The following is a 16,412-nucleotide window of genomic DNA, read 5'->3' on the forward strand; positions in this document are numbered from 1 at the left end:
GTTCCTCCTCGAGTTAAGCGTTCTTGCGGGACTTGGCGCGAATTGCGGCGTTGCGCGCTGCAACGCGGCCGAAAACAAGACCGCCGCCGAGCTGGTTGCCTCCGATATCGTCCTGGTACCAGAGGCCGCCCGCTGCGGCGCCTGCGGCATAAAGGCCCGGGATTGACTGGTGTTCGAAATTCTGGACTTCGGCCTTGGTGTTGATCTTGGGGCCGCCGAAGGTGCTTGCCATGCCGCCCGCGGCCGGGATCATGTAGAAGGGGCCGGTTTCAAGTGCGTGCGGTTCGTCGTATTCGTAGGGCGGGTCGAGTTCTTTGGCTTTGCCTGCCTTGACGGCGGCATTGAAGGCCTTCACCGTTTCGACGAGGTTCTTTTCGGGAACGCCGGCCGCTTTGGCGACGGCTTCAATCGTGTCGCCCTTAAAGACTTCGAAGCCGAGGCGGGCGAAACGCTTGATTGTGTTCGAAAGGATGTTTGCATTGGCGTCCGCGTCCTGACCAATCAGCATGAAGCTGCGGTTGTCGGGCGTGCGTTCGGCAATCGCCTTGGCTTTGGGCACCTGAAGCCAGGTTTCCGGCACAAAGCGCCGCCCCTGCGTATTGACCTGGATGCCGTAGCCCGCATGCATGAGCGGCGACGGATTGCAGTGTCCCGTTGGGGTAATTGGGCCGGCGTAAAACTGGTCCATGTTGACCAGCTGCGCGTGAACCTGATTCGCCATCAGAATGTTCTCGCCGGTGATCCACGGCGAGCCGCGAACGATCAGGCGCGAAGCCCAGGGACCGATGTACTGGTCGACCATTGCCTGATTGGCGCCGTAGCCGCCCGTCGTGAGAATGACGCCGCCCTTGGCGATGAAGTCCTTGCGCCCTTCCTTCGTGATGCAGGAAACGCCTTCAACGTTGAAGCAGTCGTCAGCAATGAGTTCGACAGCCTTCGTGTTGTATCGGATAGGCACGCCTTTCTTTTCGAGCGCTTTCATGAGGCAGCGGATCAGCATCGAGCCGCCCGTAATGCCTTCGCCCGGACTGATGAGACAGCGAGAAAGTTCTGGGGCCGGCAGGTTTTCCCAGAGGTAAAAGGGTGTTCCGTGGTCGGCGAGCCAGTCGATGCCTTGGCCGGCTTCGTCGGCGTAAACGCGGATGAGTTCCGGATCCGAGTGGTAGCCCGAAAGCTTCATCATGTCGTTGAAGAAGGCTTCTTTGTTGTCTTCCGGATGATTCTTCTGGAAACGGCTTCCGACGGCGGCAATCCAGCCCGAAGAGTAAACGGTGGCGCCGTCCGGGCGCCCCATCTTTTCGAGAAGCACCACTTTGGCACCCTGCTCGGCGGCTTCGAGCGCCGCACACATGCCGGCAAAGCCGGCGCCGACAACTACAACATCCCATTCCTCTCGGGTCCGTTTCTTTGCGGGCGCTGCAGCAGCCGTTTCGGCAATGCCGGCCGCAGCAACGGCGCCGATGCCGAATAGACTCGTCTTCACCATGTCGCGTCTTTGCATGGATGTCTCCTTTTTGTGGGTCGATGTTTCGAAAGAGCTGAACGGAAGCAGCTCTTCTCTAGGGAAAAATTTTGAGACGGTTCCACGGAAATGACAATCGTCAGGACGGCCACTTGATATCGCAATTCAGCCAAATCGGGTTTGTACGAGGTCTTTTCTTTGTGCGTTGCTTTGCTCGGATGAGTCTGTTGTTTGCTGCTGTGGCATGTGCGCTTCATGCGCCGAGCGCGCCTGGCGATTCGAGCTCGCATTGCGCTCAGCAAAGAAAAGGCCTTCGGCGTGGACTTTGGTCCGTGTCGAAGGCCTCGTTTCTGTCGGCCGGTTGAGTTGCTTCGGCCGCTTGCGTTTCGGTTATTGATTCTCGGCGCTCTTTTGCTTGGCGAGCGCCGCTTCCTTCTTCGCAAGCGCTTCTGCCGCCTTGTCCTGGGCTTTGAGCGCTTTTTTGAGAGCGCTCGGCTGCAGAAGCGGGAAACAGACCTGAACGCGCAAGCCGTGCGGCTCGGCCTCGCCGAGCGTGACGCTGCCCCCAGAGCGGCGAACGATACGGTCGACGATCGCGAGCCCGAGCCCCGAGCCCGTGACGCCGCTTCGCGCGGATTCGCCGCGCTCGAAGGGACGCATGACGCGTTCTCGCTCTTCGGGCGGCAGTCCCTTACCCTGGTCGTCGACGATGAGTTCCGCCTTCTGCTTGTCGGCGCTTCTGCGGATCGTCATCGCAAGGCGGAGCTTGCCGTCATCGCTTCTGCCGTAGCGCATCGCGTTCGTGATGAGGTTCTGAATCGCGCGCGAGAGCTCGAGCGGGTGCGCCATGATGAAAAGGTCGTCCGTGCTCTCGACCTTGAGCTCGACCGTTTCGTCCTGCTCGATGCGCGCGTTGTCGATCGCAGCGTGGAGCGCTTCGCCGAGATTCACCATCACTTGGTCTTCGGAGGTGCGGCGCGCGTAGGCAAGGAACTGGTCGACGATGTTTTCCATCTGTTCGAGGTCGCTCACCATGGCGTTGCGCGAATCTTCCGAGAGGCTTGCGAGTTCCACTTCAAGGCGCAGGCGCGTAATGGGGGTGCGCAGGTCGTGCGAGACGCCGGCAAGCAGGAGCTCGCGGTCGGCCTCAATGCGGCGCAGGTCCTGCACCATGCGGTTGAAGCTCACGTTCACCGCTTGAATTTCAACGGTCGAAGCGTCCTCGGGGAGCGGATCCGGGTTGCGGCCCTGACCGAGCTGCGTCGCGAAAACGGAGAGACGCGAGAGCGGCTCGATCACGTGGCGCGCGAGAAGCGTCGCGCCAAAGAGCGACGCCAAGCCTGCGGCCAATGCCCACCAGAGCCAGGCCGTGCCGTACGGGGGATCGAGCACGTCGTCGCGCGTCTGCAGCCAGTAGTTGTCGCCGTCGATGTCAAAGGTCACCCAGAGGCCTTTGTTGCCGTTCACGGAACTCGCGAGCACCGTTTCGGGTCCCAGCGTCGACTTCACGAGCTGATCGATAAGGCCGTTATAGCCGTCGCTCGGAATGCGGATGACTTTGTCCGTTTCGTCGCGCGGCGAAATGAGGACCCCCTCTCGTGCGGCGAGAATTTTCAAGAGGTCGACGCGGTAGAGCGGATCGACCGTCACGAGCGCGTACTTCGTGAGGTTCACCGTCGAGACGATGTGCTGCGCGACCCCCTGCGAGTACGGCAGCTCCGAGAGCACGCGAAAGCTCTGCAGCCAGCCGATCACCGAAAAGAAGATGAGGCCGCATAGCAGCAGGAAGGTACGCCAGAAAAGGCTCGGGCGTCGGGTTTTGAGTTGTGCGATCCAGGACACGGCGCAGGTCTTTCGAAGCGCTCGAGGCTTCGGAAAAAAGCACTGCGAGGACATCCATCCGAAAGAAGGTCCTCGCAGCTCGCGTTTTAGAAACGATTTTGCGTTCGGCCCGCAGCGCTCGGTGCGCGTGCGGGTCCATCGCTTGATTTTACTTGCCGGTCTTGTTGGGCGGGAGCTTGCCGTCCGGAATGAAGACGTAGCCGAGGCCCCAGACGGTCTGCAGATAGCGCGGCTTCGAGGGATCGGGTTCGATCAGCTTTCTCAGGCGCGAAACCTGCACGTCGAGCGAGCGGTCGAACGCTTCGTACTCGCGCCCGCGGGCCATTTCCATCAGCTTGTCGCGCGAGAGCGGCTGTCTCGGGTGGCGTGCAAAGGACTTCAGAACCGCAAATTCACCCGTCGTGAGGGGAACGTTTTCGCCGTTCTTCTTGAGGACGCGCGTGCCGAGGTTGAGTTCGAAGTCGCCGAACTTCACGATTTCGTTGTCCATCGAGGGCGCCCCGGGCGGATCGGCCTGCGGACGGCGGCGAAGCACGGCGTGAATGCGCGCGAGGAGTTCGCGCGGATTGAAGGGCTTGGGAATGTAGTCGTCGGCGCCGAGCTCGAGCCCGAGAATGCGGTCGACGTCTTCGCCGCGGGCCGTGAGCATGATGACGGGCGTCTGGTCCTTCTGCGCGCGCAGGCGCTTCAGAATTTCGAGGCCGTCTTCGCCCGGCATCATGAGGTCGAGAATGAGCGCATCAAAGTGTTCGCGCAGCCAGAGGCGTTCCATCGCCTGGCCGTTTTCGGAAACGAGCACCTGAAAGCCGTTCTCGCCGAGGTAGCGTCTGAGCAAATCGCGCAGGCGCGGGTCGTCGTCAACGACAAGAATCTTGGGGGTACGTTCGGACATGTTCGAATGCTCCTCGTTGAGTGTGCTTCCGCGGATCGGGCCCAAAGCCGAATCGGCGTGCAAAGCGCGGGGTTTGTGTTTCCGATGCTCTGAAGAAAGCGAAGTGTCGCGTCTGCGAAACACTTTGGAGGGCGCCGCAACTTGTGCGGCGGCCGCGCGCCAAAGGCGGCTCGGAGAACGGGCCTGTCGGGGAAGCGGCAGATGCAGGTATTGTCTTCCGTTCCCGGCGAGCTGTCACCACCGAACAACACCATGTTACAAAATCCGAGCTTTTCTTTGAAAAGCGCTTCTCGCGCGCGAAGGCGCAGGCTCTGGCGCCTCGGATTTCGCGCCGCACTTGAGATTCGGGTGCGCTTGAGCGTTCTGCCCGATCTTTCGAGGAGAGAAGACGAACGGAACATTTTGCGTCTCATTTTGACGCACAATGACGCTCGGTTGCCGGCGATTGCAGTCCGGATTTGCGGCTGACAAAAAGGACGCCGTGTTCACGCGTCCTTGTGAATCTTCGACATGGTTCGTAACGGTTTCCTTGCCGCTTCGTCTTTTCGGCAGGGGTGGCGCTTCGCTATATTGCGGTTAAGAAAGGAACGGGAGAGACCGCCCTCGCATGGCGGGCGGCCTCTCGTCGGTTGTCGTTTGCAGGCGCGCTTTTCGTCAAGCGCTTTCCTCGGGGTTCGTGCCAGGTGCCGGCCATCGGGGAAGTTTGCAGAGGGCGTGTCGCGACCGACTTAAAACGTACGAGTAGTACCCTTCGTTCGGTTTGAGCCTCAAACGGGCGCTAAGCGGATACAAGTCCGCTCGGCTTTCCAAAAGGGCGGCGCCGGACGGATAGCCGACCGAGGTTTTTTTTGATGAAAGTTTCCATTCGAACCGGACGCTTCGTCGTCGCGGCCATCTGCTCGCTCTCCGCGGGCGCCGCGCTTGCCGAGTGGACGGCGCCTGCGCCGGGCGCTCGTGCGGCGGGCGCTTCGCCCGATGCGGTGAGTAAGGCGGCTGCCCCCGTTGAGGCTCGCATGCCCTTTGATGCTGCGGTTGCAGTGCCGCAGGGCGCGGATTCGGGCCCGGCGTTTCGGCTCTGGAGTCAGATGACGGCCGAGGAGCGCGCCAATATCTGGCCCTATCTCGACGAGGTCGCGAAGAACATGCATTGGCGGGAGATGACGAAGCGCGAGCAGAAGGCGCTCGCCTCGTGTCTCTCCGAAGGCGACCGCGATGATCTGCGTCGACGCTTCACGATCGATCCCGACGAGCTGAGCCAAACGAAACGCGCCTCGCATGCCGTGCCGCAGCGCCCGCATCGACTCAATCGCGAGGAACTGCGCCTGATGCGTCAGCAAATCATTGAGGTGCACCTCGAGTATTCGGGCAAGCGCGCCGCGCACCGCTGCGCCGACGGCGGCCAGACCCGCGTCAATGCCGAGGGACCTGCCGATGATGGCGGGGCTCGTCGCTAAAGCGCCATAAACTTTTCGTAAAACGGCCGGGACGGCAAGCGTCTGCGGCCGTTTGTTATTAGGCGCGCCGCGCGCCCATCTATAATGGCGCCCGATTTCCAATGCATGCCGGAGAGAGGGCTGCGCTTTGTTGGTGCGCTCGGGCCGATTGCCCGAAGCCGCTCTTTTTGAAGCGCTTTTTCAGGCGCTTTCGCAAGCCTCTCCCGCCGGTTCAATCCCGCGAGACACAAACGAGCATGAGCCAGAAAGAGCAGTCGAGCGCGACCGAGCGCGTCATTCTTGTCGTAGATACGGCGCAGGAGGACCTTACCGTTGCCCTGCAGCGCGGCGAAGCGATGCTTGCCGCACGCACCGAGCATGTCGGGAACAAACACGCCGAACGCGTGCTCGGACTTGTTGCCGAGGTGCTCGAAGAGGCCGGGCTCGAAAAGCGCGCGATCGGCGTTGTGGGTTTCGGCGCCGGTCCCGGGTCCTTCACGGGGCTGCGTGTTGCCTGCGGGGTCGCGCAGGGGCTCGCTTGGGCGCTTGAGGTGCCCGTCGTGGCGCTCTCGAACCTCGAGGCGCTCGCCGAACACACCCTTGCCGAGAAGCCCTTGGCACCCGGGAAGCGCATCGCCGCCGTGAACGACGCGCGCATGAACGAATGCTATGCGGCGATCTACGAAGTGCCCGCCGAGCACGCTGCGGGCGAGCGGCTTGTCTGCGTGAAGGCGGCTGCGCTCCTTAAGCCCGAAGAGGCCGAGGCCTATCTCGCCGAGAACGGCGTCGAACGCCTGTGCGGCTCGGGCCGCGCCGTCTATGCGGATGCTTTCAAGGTGCCCGAAGGCATCGAAGTCGACGACGCGTCGCGTGCGTGCGGTGCGGACTTTTGCCGCTTGGCGGCAAGCGACGTTGCGCTCGGACGCACGATGGCGCCCGAGGCGGCAGCGCCCCTTTACGTGCGCGACCGCGTGGCGCTCACGATGGCCGAGCGTGCTGCGGGCGAGCGCCTCTGAAGCCTCTCCGGTCGTTTTTGGTTCGGAGACACGCTTTTATGACGAAGACATTCGCGTTCGTGCTTGCGCGCCCGACGCTCGCTTCGCTCCTTGGCGAGGAAGCGGGGGCCTTTTCGCACTTTGTCGTTCGAGGGGCCGAGGCGGCCGACCTCGAGCGTCTTGCCCAACGGGAGGCCGAGGTCGAGGCGACGCCTTGGGGCGAAGCCGCTTTTGCCGATGCGCTTCGCGTCGGTCGCCCCGTGCTCGTTCTCGAAAACCCGTCGGATCCCGAAGGTTTTGCCGCGTGGGCCGCGTACATGCCTGTCCTTGACGAAGCAGAGCTTCTCATTTTCGGCGTTCGCCGCGACATGCAGCGGCGCGGACTCGCGACGCGCTTTTTGCGCGCGACGCTCCGAGCGCTTCAAGCCGAAGGCTGCGGCGTGGTGCACCTTGAGGTGCGCCGCTCGAACGCGCCCGCGATCGGCCTTTACGAAAAGCTCGGCTTCAAGACGTCGGGCCTGCGCAAAGGGTACTATCTTGTGAACGGCCGTCGAGAGGACGCGATCCTGATGCGTCTCGACCTTGCGCCCGCCGCAAGCGAACCGGCCGCCTGAGGCGTTCGAGACGCCGACATTCCATAGAGTCACCGAAGTCACCGAAAAAGACGCGCCCCAAGAGATGTTTGATCGAGAGACAGTCCGCATTTGGAACGCGATGGATATGGGTCCGATATGGCTCCTCAGGGAGACGCCGGATCCGGCCTTCGACGAGTTCACGCAGGCGCGCCTTGCGGGGGCTGCCCCGGCAGCGTCCGCTTCGTCAGGGGAGTCCGCGCCGCAGCAGCGCGGTGCTGCCGCTCCTGCGGCGCCGGCGCGTCCGATCGCTCGCGCTGCCGCCGTGTCGCCCGTCCAGGCGCCGGCCTCTCGCAATCAGCCGTATGCGGCGAAGCCCGTACCCGTTGCCGGCGTCTCGATGCCGCCCGAACTCGCCGAGCGCATCCGCTCACTTGATTGGGCGGGCCTGCGTGAAACGGCGCTCGGCTGCGCATGCTGCCCGATGAAGGCAAGCCGCCACAACGTGGTTTTTGCCGAAGGCGAACCCGGGCCGAAGCTCGTCATTGTGGGCGAGGCCCCCGGGAGCGAAGAAGATCTGCAGGGCATTCCCTTTGTCGGGAAATCCGGTCAGCTTCTCACGTCGATGCTCGAGTCGCTTTCGATCGTGCGGCGCGAGGACTGCGTCATTCTGAACGTGCTCAAATGCCGTCCGCCAGGCAACCGCAATCCGGAGCCGGCGGAAATTGCCTGCTGCACGCACTATCTGATGCGTCAGATCGAATTGCTCGAACCCAAGGTGCTTTTCCTCATGGGACGCTTCGCCTCACAGGCCCTGATCGGACTTCAGCCGGGCGCGCCCTTGGGCCGCATGCGCGGGCGCGTTCACGAGGCGAACGTGGGCGGGCGGACAATTCCGGCCGTTGCCACCTACCACCCCTCGTACCTCTTGCGCTCGCCCGACCAGAAGGCGCGTGCCTGGGAGGACTTGTGCTTGCTGCGGCGCGTAATGCGCGACGCGGGCATTTCGCTTCGCACGAAAGAAAAGCATTGGGACTGATTTCTCGTTTTGCGTGCAGCGAATTTCGGCAGTCTCGGTGAGTCTCGGCTACGCTTAGGTGTTTACCGGCAATTCGATGGGTCAGGATGCCGGTGCGGAGCGCTCGCGCCCCGATTTCGTACACGGAGACCGATTTTTTTGGGGAGTTGCTGCGCATGGAGCCCACGATTGACAACTACGACGACGCGCTTCGTCAGACGACGCGGGAAGCGAAGGCGACGCTTCTTGCCTCGGTCGGCATCGCGCTTTTTTTCTGGGCGGCGATTTTCCTTTTGGAAGACGCGGGTCTCGGGCCGGCGGGCTTTCCCGTCTGGTTCTGGTGGGCGGTGGCGGGCGGCTTCGTGCTCTCGTGCGTCGTTGTCGTTTGGCTCGTGAAGTGCGTTTTCCGCAACTTTTCGCTCGATCTGCGCCCCGAAAACCGTGAGAGCGGGGCGAGCGAAATGCACGGCGTCTCCGGAGAGGCGCGATGACAAAAGAAATACTCACGCTTGCGCCGATTTTCCTTTTCTTTGCGGCGCTCGTTGCGGCGGCCCTTTGGGTCGAGCGCGCAGGCAATCTTGCAGGAAAGCGCATTGAGGGCGGCGCCGGCGAAAAAGCCTCGGCGCGTTTTACGGGCGAATACTTCTTGGCGAGCCGCAGCCTCAAAGGCGTCGTACTCGCGATGTCGCTCATTGCGACTTACGGGTCCGTGAGCTCTTTTGTCTCGGGGCCCGGCATCGCTTGGCAGCTCGGACTCGGCTGGGTGGTTTTTGCCGCGCCGCAGATCATTGCGGGGTTCTTCATTTTGGGGCTCATCGGCAAGCGCATCGCGCTTGTTTCACGCGCTACGGGTGCAATCACCGTGATCGATGTGATTCGTGCGCGCTTTGAGAACAACGGGCTCGCGAACGGCTGTGCGGCGGCGCTCCTGGTTTTCTTTGCCGCGATGATGACAGGGCAGTTTATCGGCGGCGCGGCGATTTTTGCGGAAGCCGCGGGTGTTGACGCCGTGACGGGCCTTCTGCTCTTTGGCGGCCTCGTCGTGCTCTATACCGCTTTTGGCGGCTACCGTGCCGTTGCGTGGACGGACGCCGTCTGCGCCGTTCTCATGATCGCCGGGATGCTTATGCTCGGAGGCGCCATTCTGGACGAAGCGGGCGGCTTCAAGGCTGCGCTCGAAGCGGCTGCACGTGCGGGACTCCCCGCCGAGGGCGATTCACTTGCCGAAAGCACGATGCTTTCACCCACTGCGGGCGGTGCGCTTCCCTTGGGGCTTCTCTTCTCGGCGTGGCTCCTCGTCGGCTTCGGCACGGCGGGGCTGCCGCAGTCGGCGGTGCGCTGCATGAGCTACCGCTCGACAGCGGACCTGCACCTCGCGATGATCGTGAGCACCGTGGTCTGCGGCGCGCTCATGATCGGTCTTACGACCTTGGGTGTGCTTGCGCGCGGCATCCCGGGACTTGACCTTGCGGGCGCTTCGACCGACCACCTCATTCCGCGCCTCATTTCGCAGTACATGTCGCCCGTTACCGCGGGCATTACGCTCATTGGCCCGCTCGCGGCGACGATGTCGACCGTGAGCTCGCTGCTCATTGCGGCTTCGTCGGCGGTCGTGAAGGACTTGGCGCTCCACTATCGGCCGTCGCTTGCCGAACACCCGGAGCGCCTTTCGCGTCTCTCGGTCGGCACGACCTTCGTGATCGGCCTCATCGCCATGGGCTTTGCCGTGCGGCCTGCAGACCTCGTCGCCTGGATCAATATGGCGGCCTTCGGGGGGCTCGAGCTCGCCTTCCTGCTGCCCCTCGTGCTCGGGCTCTTCTGGCGCCGGGCGAACGCAGCGGGCGCGATGCTCTCCGTCGCCGGCGGGCTCGCCGTGTATCTTTTCCTCATGTTGACGAAGATTTCGTTCTGGGGGACGCACGCGATCGTGCCTGCCTTTGCGGTCGCATTCGTTCTCTTTGTGGTCGGGAGCCTCGCGACGCGCCCGAACAGCCCCGCCGCACTGCGGGTCTTCTTTCCCGCCGAGCGCTGAGGTAGCGCTTTGGCGGCCAGAGCGGATTGTCAACGGATTCATAGCGGATTCGCAGCGGATCGGTGACGGCAATAAAACGGAAAAGCGAGCTCAGAATGCAGTTTCGGTACGTACTTTTGAGCGGCATGCTCGCCGCGGCGCTTTTGCCGGCGGCAGCCTTTTCGTTGTGGCAGTTTGGCGACGTGCGCGAACGCATTGCCGTCGAAGACGCCCGGCAGGTGCGGCTCGCGGGCGAAGCGGCTGCCGTTGTCGCGCACACCGTTGAAAACGCATCGCGCGCCGTTCTGGTTGCGGCTTATTCCGCTTCGATTCCGCTCTCCGAGCAGCCGACGCCCGCGCTCGTCCGTACACTCGGGGAGACGCTGCGGCGCATCGCGCTTTCGCAGCCGGTGATCGAAAACCTCCACATTGACGACGCGACGCTTAAGAGCCGTATTTTCTGGCCACTTCACAACGACGAGGGCGCCTCGAACCTCAACATGAATCACGCCGACCGCTGGCACGCCGGGGCGCTCGAACGCTCGCCCGGGACGGCGGCGGTTTCGCCCGTCTTTCTCGCCAAGGGGGCGTTCGAAGGACTGACCGTCAATATTGCGGCGGCGATTCCGCCGACTGGCCACTCGAAGGAGACGAACGGGAGAGAAACCGGGGCGTCCGGGGCCGTCGGCGTTGTTTCGGCCGCGCTGCGCTTGGATGAATTCGGGCGCCTCATGCAGGAGCGTCTGACGGGGACGGACCTCTCGGCCGTGCTCTTTGACGAAGCCGGCCGCGTGATTTTCCCGCTCGAAGGCGCTTCGCGCGACCGGGCCGCTGCGATCGGCCGCGAGCTTGGAGTGGGCGGCGCGGGTGCGGGACCCGTTGACAAACGGACACACGCGGCGGGTTCCGAAAAGGCGGGGAAGGCAGAAAAGCCGTCCGCGCGGACCGTGGAACTTCTTTCCGTGCCGAGCGAAGCCGCTGACGAGAAAACGGGCGTCGCCCAAGGCGAGGCCGCTGCGCACAAGATTGCTTTCGTGCGCGCAGCGCTCCCCCAGGGGGCACCCGATTGGACGGTGGTGCTCTATCGCGAGGCATCCGCCCGAACGGCTGAAATGACGGTGCTCCAGCACCGGGCGCTTGCCTGGGTGGGGCTCGTGCTCCTCATGACGACGCTCGTAAGTGCCGGGATTTCGACGGGGTTAAGCCGCGCCGTCGAAAAGCTCTCGCGTTTTCTCGAGAGCCGGCGCAGCGTTCCCGTTGAAGCCGATCGCATCCGCTTCCCGCGCGAACTCGCCGACTTTCAGGCGGCCTACGCCGAAACGAAGGCCGAGCTCGATCGCAATGAGGCTGCACTTCGGGCATTGAATGCCGAGCTCCACGCAGCCGTGCGTGCACGCACGGCCGAACTCGAGGCACGCCGCGCAACGCTCGAAGCGCTCTTTGACGGCATGGCCGAAGGTGTCGTGCTGTTTGACAGCGACTGCATCGCTGCGATGAACCGCGAAGCCAAGCGTTTCTTCCCGACGCTTGCATACGGCGACGCGGCTTCGGCCGTCTGGGCGCAGCTCGGTCTCAAAGCCGCGCCCCAAGCGGGCAGTACCGAAATTGTGAAGACGCCCACGGGCGTGCGCGAGGTGCTGCGCTTTGAAGTTCGAGCCAAAGGTTCGGAAGGTGAAGAGTTCGGGGGCGCTCTGGCAGCGAAGCCCGAGGCCGAAGGCGATGCTTCGCGGCTCGAGGGACTTCTCATTCGCGACGTCACGGCGCGCGAAGAGGTCGCGCAGCTCAAGGAAAATCTCCTCGGCATGGCCGCGCACGAACTGAAGACGCCCATTCAAACCTTGTCGCTGGAGGTCGAGATGCTCGGGCGCGTCGATTCGGATGCGGAACGCGCGCCGATTCTGAACGACCTTGCCGAATCGGTGCGGCACTTGAAGACGCTCGTGCACGACTGGCTCGACGTCGCGCGCATCGAGGGCGGCGTCTTCAGCGTCGTCAAGGCCCCCGTGCAGCTGCCCCTCATCGTGCGGCGTGCCGCGCGCATGACGCACGCGCGCTACCCCTTCCAAACGGTCGAGTGGCACTTTGAAGAAGAGGCCGAGTGCCTTCTCGGCGACGGCGAGCGGCTCCTGCAGCTCTTTTCGAATCTCTTGGTGAACGCCGCCCGCTACCGACAGCTCGAGCGCGGCAGCAGCGTGCGCGTCGAAGGCGTTCGGCGCGGCGACATGATCGAAATCGCGATCGACGACGACGGCATCGGGATTGCGCCCGAGAACCGCGAAAAGGTCTTCGAGCGCTTCTTCCAGGTGGATGCGACCAACCGCCGCCGCTCGGGCGGCACGGGGCAGGGGCTCGTCATTGCGCGCGCCATCTGCCGCGCGCACGGCGGCGACATTCGCGTCGAAGCGTCTCGCCGCCCGGAGGGCGGGAGCCGCTTCATCGTGACGCTGCCCGCGTTTGCGCTCGAGAGCGTTGCGGCTTCGCCGCTCTGAAGTCGGGATCGCTTCTCGCTCGGGTGCGGTGAAGACAATTGCCGCTCGCTTCTTTAGACTGCTTGGAAGAGGTCAAGCGGCGCTCGGTGTAGTCCCGAGTGCGTCCTCTGCCTCGATTTCTCAAGAAGCTTTTTTCTCGCCGCGTCCACGCCATGACCGCTCACCGTCCGCTCATTCTTATTGCCGATGACGAATCGAAGATTCGCCGTCTTGTCGGCGCAAGCCTTGAAATGGCGGGTTTTGACGTCTGCACGGCGGCAGACGGGCGCGAAGCGCTCGAGCTCTTCGAGCGGCTTGCCGAAAAGCCCGACCTCATTGTGCTCGACCTCATGATGCCCGCAATGGACGGACTGGAGGTGCTCGGCAAGTTGCGCGAGAAGTCGGCCGTGCCCGTCATCATGCTGACGGCCAAGGATGCCGCAGCGGACAAGATGGCCGCCTTTCGGTTGGGGACCGACGACTACCTCACGAAGCCCTTCCTCTTGGAGGAGCTCGAAGCGCGCATTCACGCCGTGATTCGCCGCACGGGCCGCAGCGGCGCGGCTGCGGGCGGCTCGGCCGCGTCCGACGAACGGCGCAACGGCCCCCTCGTCCTCGTTGCTTCGAAGCGTGCCGTTTCCTGGCGCGGGCGTCCGATCCGCTTGGCGGAAACCGAATTTCGACTGCTCGAAACACTCATGCGGCGCCCGGGCGCCGTTCTCACGCACGAGGAGCTGCTGCGCGTCGTCTGGGGGCCGCAGGCCGTGGGTGAACTCAATACGCTGCGTGTCGCGGTGGCGCGCCTTCGCAAAAAGCTCGCCGAGCAGGGCGTCGACCCCTCGATCGTTTCGAGTTGGTCGGGCGTCGGCTACATGCTTGGCGACCTCACGGACTTTACCGATTTCGATCAGACCTGATCGCGGCGTGTGTGCTCGCCGCTCTCGGTCTGACTTTCGAAGAACGAGAGTTTATTTGTAAAACTGTAATTATTTCGACATAACTTTCTGCCGGACGAAAGGGTCCCAACATTTTTGGCGGTCAGAATGCCCAACAAGGGGCGAAGCGAAGCCGTTCGTGTGCATTGAACGGGCGCGCCGGCAGGGCCGGCCGCATGCGCGCCCACGAGACCCTTGCAACTTTTTTCGACAGGCAGGAACACCATGCAGAAGACCTCTCGCCGCAGATTCTTGACTGCGGCCGCAATTTCCGCCGCCGCGCTTCCGGGCGCCGCTTCGGCCGCGCTCGAAGTCAAAAAGCCCGATGAAACCTTCGACATCGTTGTCGTGGGCTCGGGCGTCGCCGGCACGATTGCCGCGATCACCGCTGCCGAAGGCGGCGCGCGCGTGCTTCTCGTTGAAAAGATGAATCGCCTTGGGGGCACCTCGCGCTTTTCGGGCCTCAATTTCGCCTGCGTCGGCAGCCCCGCGCAGAAAGCCAAGGGCGTGAAGGACTCGCCTGAAGCGCTCGCCGGCGACATGGCCCGCGTTTCGGGGGGCTTTGGCAACTACCAGCTTGCGCTTCACATGGCCAAGAACACCGCGCGCGCCGAAAAGTGGCTCACGGACCGCGGCGTTCGTTGGGACGGGCGCCTTTTGAAGCTCGGTGGCCACTCGGCCGAGCGCTGCCTCATTCCCGAAGGCGACGGTGCGGGGCTCCTGCGCGCGCTCTGGAAGCACATGGAGGGCTTGAAGAACCTCGTCGTGCGCACGAACGTCAAGGTCGACGACGTGATGATGGACGAAAACGGCCGCGCCGTCGGCGTCTATGTGCGTGAAAACTACCGTTTCAATCCCACCGACGCGAGCGACGACGAAAACAACCGCTCGGGCGTGAAGCGCACGATCGGCGCCTCGCGCGCCGTGATCTTCGCTTCGGGCGGCTATGCGCGCGACAAGGCCTTTCGTTCGATCGAAGTGCCGTTCCTGGCGGGCGTCTCCACGACGACGAGCGAAGGCGCAACGGCCGGTGCTCTGAAGGCGATGGTTCGTGCGGGTGCGCGCGCCATGCACCTCATGCTCTACCGCTTCGCGTACCCGCTCCCGACCGAAGACATGGTTTGGGGCATGATGATCGACCCGGCGACGGGCAAGCGCTTCATGAGCGAAGGCTCTTCGCGCAACACGCTCGCAGAGGGCTCCCTCAAGCTTCGTCTGACGAACGGCGATAAGAAGCCTTTCATGGTCTACGACGATCTCGCGCTCTCAAAGTTCCATAACTTCAACCGCATCGGCCGCAGTTTGAATGGCTTGAACGGCATTGACGGCACGATGTTCAAGTTCGACACGCTCGAAGCGCTCGCGGCGCATTTCGGCACCGATCCCAAGGCGCTTGCCGAATCGCTTCGCACCTACAACGAAGGGATCCGCGCCGGCAAGGACGCGTTCGATAAGCCGCTCGTTCGCACGGAGCGCAAGGTCGAGCCGCTTTCGGAAACCGGTCCCTGGTACGGCATTGTCATCAGCCCGCGCCTTAACTACACGCCGGGCGGCATCCGCTTCAACGAAAAGGCTCAGGCCATTTCGCTCACGAACGAACGTCCGATTCCGGGTCTTTACGTTTGCGGCGAAGCCGCCGGCGGTCTCCATGGTGCCGAACGCATGACGGCCTGCTCGATGCCCGCCTGCGCCGTTTTCGGCCTTATCGCGGGTGAACAGGCGCTTGCCGAAAAGGCCTGATGAAACGAATGCTGTAAGAAAGGAATTGACATGATGAGAACCGAAACGATGCGAAAGGTCTTTGCGGCCGCTGCGCTTGCGGCTTCGTTCGCGCTCGCTTCCGGCGCCGCCGCTGCGGCCGACATGACGAAGAAGCACGCCGCGCTCGAATGCACGAGCTGCCACGCGGCGGGCGGCTTCAAGGCGCCCGAACCTCAGAAGTGCCTCGGCTGCCACGCTTCCGACGAGATCGTGAAGGCGACGGAGCGCTTCAACTTTACGGCCAAGCTCACGAACCCGAAGACGAAGCAGGAAGTGGCCCACAAGGCCCTCGTGAATCCGCACGACAGCTACCACTACGGGCGTACGGAAAACTGCCTCGACTGCCACCGCGAACATACGCCGAGCGTGAACGCGTGTGCGACCTGCCACGACGTGGCGCCGTGGAAGATGGGTGCGCCGCGCTGATCGGCATCGATCCTGTGCTCGGTGACGTCCCGCTCGTCGGCTCGCTTGTCGGCTGAGCGCAACGGTTGCCGAGATAGGCTAGCCTCTTTCGAGGCAGCAACGGAAAAGGCGCTGGTTTCGGCGCCTTTTCACGTTTGCAGCGCCACGGATATGCGTGGCGGTTGTTTTTGGAAAGCGGTTCTCCGTATCTCGCGAGATCTATCGGTTTTTGTCGAAGCAGTGCCGGACGCACTTTCGTCCGCAACGAGCACGCCCTGGCTCGAGAAGCTCCGCATCGGCCTCGTCGCTCAGAGTTCGCCCGACATGTCATCCGACGACGCATCGCGCGGTGAAGCGCTCGAGAGAACGCTTCAGGCTCTTTCCGAGGCGTTCTATCCCGGAAAAATCGAATTGCTCGACGGCCTCGACATAGATGCATTAAAGAGTCTCATTGAAAAAGGGTTAACCTAGTTGAAGAGAAGTCTTCCGAAACTACCAGGGGGACTTCTATGCTCTGCTCGATTGGTATTATCGCCAAGCCCTACGGTGTTTCTCCCAGTACGATCAGGCGCTGGGCCCAACGCGGTCTGATCAAGGTCGCCTGCCGTACATTCGGCG

General features: G+C 63.1%; 15 protein-coding genes. 12 read left to right on the forward strand and 3 right to left on the reverse strand.

The window, feature by feature from the left end; translation table 11 throughout:
• Positions 1 to 13: 13 nt before the first annotated feature.
• The 3 genes from H6A60_RS08615 to ompR all read right to left on the reverse strand — a co-directional run bounded on the left by H6A60_RS08615 (position 14) and on the right by ompR (position 4,196).
• Positions 14 to 1,501, reverse strand: a complete 1,488-nt coding sequence (locus tag H6A60_RS08615) for an FAD-dependent oxidoreductase (protein ID WP_205103495.1) — start codon at positions 1,499 to 1,501, stop codon at positions 14 to 16.
• A 351-nt stretch (positions 1,502 to 1,852) separates the two neighbouring features.
• Positions 1,853 to 3,304: an ATP-binding protein gene (locus H6A60_RS08620; protein WP_205103497.1), complete on the reverse strand. Its 1,452-nt coding sequence runs from the start codon at positions 3,302 to 3,304 to the stop codon at positions 1,853 to 1,855.
• A 148-nt stretch (positions 3,305 to 3,452) separates the two neighbouring features.
• A complete protein-coding gene (gene ompR / locus H6A60_RS08625) occupies positions 3,453 to 4,196 on the reverse strand; it encodes an osmolarity response regulator transcription factor OmpR (RefSeq protein ID WP_205103505.1) in 744 nt (247 codons plus the stop codon).
• A gap of 851 nt (positions 4,197 to 5,047) precedes the next feature.
• On the opposite strand from ompR, the gene H6A60_RS08630 reads away from it, so the two are divergent.
• The 12 genes from H6A60_RS08630 to H6A60_RS14050 all read left to right on the forward strand — a co-directional run.
• Positions 5,048 to 5,650, forward strand: a complete 603-nt coding sequence (locus tag H6A60_RS08630) for a hypothetical protein (RefSeq protein WP_205103508.1) — start codon at positions 5,048 to 5,050, stop codon at positions 5,648 to 5,650.
• A 236-nt stretch (positions 5,651 to 5,886) separates the two neighbouring features.
• A complete protein-coding gene (gene tsaB, locus H6A60_RS08635; protein ID WP_205103515.1) occupies positions 5,887 to 6,645 on the forward strand; it encodes a tRNA (adenosine(37)-N6)-threonylcarbamoyltransferase complex dimerization subunit type 1 TsaB in 759 nt (252 codons plus the stop codon).
• 38 nt (positions 6,646 to 6,683) lie between these two features.
• Entirely contained in the window at positions 6,684 to 7,238 is a 555-nt protein-coding gene (locus tag H6A60_RS08640; RefSeq protein ID WP_205103523.1) for a GNAT family N-acetyltransferase, read from the forward strand.
• Between the two features lie 64 nt (positions 7,239 to 7,302).
• Entirely contained in the window at positions 7,303 to 8,235 is a 933-nt protein-coding gene (locus H6A60_RS08645) for a uracil-DNA glycosylase (RefSeq protein WP_205103525.1), read from the forward strand.
• A 155-nt stretch (positions 8,236 to 8,390) separates the two neighbouring features.
• Complete coding sequence (locus H6A60_RS08650) at positions 8,391 to 8,705, forward strand: DUF997 family protein (RefSeq protein WP_205103527.1); 315 nt, start codon at positions 8,391 to 8,393, stop codon at positions 8,703 to 8,705.
• A complete protein-coding gene (gene panF, locus H6A60_RS08655; RefSeq protein WP_205103529.1) occupies positions 8,702 to 10,246 on the forward strand; it encodes a sodium/pantothenate symporter in 1,545 nt (514 codons plus the stop codon). The genes H6A60_RS08650 and panF overlap by 4 nt, the downstream gene beginning before the upstream one ends.
• A gap of 95 nt (positions 10,247 to 10,341) precedes the next feature.
• Positions 10,342 to 12,714, forward strand: coding sequence for a sensor histidine kinase (locus H6A60_RS08660; protein ID WP_205103531.1), 2,373 nt, complete (start codon positions 10,342 to 10,344; stop codon positions 12,712 to 12,714).
• A gap of 152 nt (positions 12,715 to 12,866) precedes the next feature.
• A complete protein-coding gene (locus H6A60_RS08665; RefSeq protein ID WP_205103533.1) occupies positions 12,867 to 13,610 on the forward strand; it encodes a response regulator transcription factor in 744 nt (247 codons plus the stop codon).
• 243 nt (positions 13,611 to 13,853) lie between these two features.
• Positions 13,854 to 15,368 carry an FAD-dependent oxidoreductase gene (locus H6A60_RS08670; RefSeq protein WP_205103535.1) on the forward strand — a complete coding sequence of 505 codons (1,515 nt, stop codon included), beginning with the start codon at positions 13,854 to 13,856 and terminating at the stop codon, positions 15,366 to 15,368.
• A gap of 30 nt (positions 15,369 to 15,398) precedes the next feature.
• Positions 15,399 to 15,815 carry a cytochrome c3 family protein gene (locus H6A60_RS08675; protein WP_205103537.1) on the forward strand — a complete coding sequence of 139 codons (417 nt, stop codon included), beginning with the start codon at positions 15,399 to 15,401 and terminating at the stop codon, positions 15,813 to 15,815.
• A gap of 219 nt (positions 15,816 to 16,034) precedes the next feature.
• A complete protein-coding gene (locus H6A60_RS08680; RefSeq protein WP_205103539.1) occupies positions 16,035 to 16,265 on the forward strand; it encodes a hypothetical protein in 231 nt (76 codons plus the stop codon).
• A 38-nt stretch (positions 16,266 to 16,303) separates the two neighbouring features.
• On the forward strand, positions 16,304 to 16,412 hold a 109-nt coding region (locus tag H6A60_RS14050; RefSeq protein ID WP_205103551.1), incomplete at its 3' end, for a MerR family DNA-binding transcriptional regulator.

Origin of the sequence: Sutterella massiliensis (assembly GCF_016899755.1) — a bacterium.
Lineage (GTDB): Bacteria > Pseudomonadota > Gammaproteobacteria > Burkholderiales > Burkholderiaceae_F > Sutterella > Sutterella massiliensis.

Excerpts from the sequence above, each read along its gene's own strand:
- H6A60_RS08615 (WP_205103495.1), bottom strand. The coding sequence starts at position 1,501 with ATGCAAAGACGCGACATGGTGAAGACGAGTCTATTCGGCATCGGCGCC.
- ompR (WP_205103505.1), bottom strand. The coding sequence starts at position 4,196 with ATGTCCGAACGTACCCCCAAGATTCTTGTCGTTGACGACGACCCGCGC.
- H6A60_RS08630 (WP_205103508.1), top strand. The coding sequence starts at position 5,048 with ATGAAAGTTTCCATTCGAACCGGACGCTTCGTCGTCGCGGCCATCTGC.
- tsaB (WP_205103515.1), top strand. The coding sequence starts at position 5,887 with ATGAGCCAGAAAGAGCAGTCGAGCGCGACCGAGCGCGTCATTCTTGTC.
- H6A60_RS08640 (WP_205103523.1), top strand. The coding sequence starts at position 6,684 with ATGACGAAGACATTCGCGTTCGTGCTTGCGCGCCCGACGCTCGCTTCG.
- H6A60_RS08645 (WP_205103525.1), top strand. The coding sequence starts at position 7,303 with ATGTTTGATCGAGAGACAGTCCGCATTTGGAACGCGATGGATATGGGT.
- H6A60_RS08650 (WP_205103527.1), top strand. The coding sequence starts at position 8,391 with ATGGAGCCCACGATTGACAACTACGACGACGCGCTTCGTCAGACGACG.
- panF (WP_205103529.1), top strand. The coding sequence starts at position 8,702 with ATGACAAAAGAAATACTCACGCTTGCGCCGATTTTCCTTTTCTTTGCG.
- H6A60_RS08660 (WP_205103531.1), top strand. The coding sequence starts at position 10,342 with ATGCAGTTTCGGTACGTACTTTTGAGCGGCATGCTCGCCGCGGCGCTT.
- H6A60_RS08665 (WP_205103533.1), top strand. The coding sequence starts at position 12,867 with ATGACCGCTCACCGTCCGCTCATTCTTATTGCCGATGACGAATCGAAG.
- H6A60_RS08670 (WP_205103535.1), top strand. The coding sequence starts at position 13,854 with ATGCAGAAGACCTCTCGCCGCAGATTCTTGACTGCGGCCGCAATTTCC.
- H6A60_RS08675 (WP_205103537.1), top strand. The coding sequence starts at position 15,399 with ATGATGAGAACCGAAACGATGCGAAAGGTCTTTGCGGCCGCTGCGCTT.